Raw genomic sequence first — 294 nt, forward strand, 5'->3', positions numbered from 1 at the left:
GCTCGCCCTGGACCTGCTTCTGACGTGGATCCGCATCCCGTTCCCGCTGCTCCGCCAGACGGCCTGGCTCCTGACGGCGGCCACGATCGCCTTCAACGGAGCCGCCGCCTGGCCGGACCCGCTGGGCGTCGGGATGCACGCGGTGATCCCGATCCTGTTCGTGGTCTCGGTGGAGGCCGCCCGCCACGCGATCGGCCGCATCGCCGACATCACGGCCGACAAGCACATGGAGGGCGTACGCCTGACGCGCTGGCTGCTCTCCCCGCTCCCGACCTTCCTCCTGTGGCGCCGCAT

General features: G+C 71.4%; 1 protein-coding gene. It reads left to right on the forward strand.

What is annotated here, in order from left to right; all coding sequences use genetic code 11:
- Positions 1 to 294: DUF2637 domain-containing protein (locus IG08_RS0153540; protein WP_030622420.1), on the forward strand; the 294-nt coding region annotated here is incomplete at both ends.

This window comes from Streptomyces fulvoviolaceus, from assembly GCF_000718165.1.
In the GTDB taxonomy this organism is placed as follows: Bacteria; Actinomycetota; Actinomycetes; order Streptomycetales; family Streptomycetaceae; genus Streptomyces; species Streptomyces fulvoviolaceus.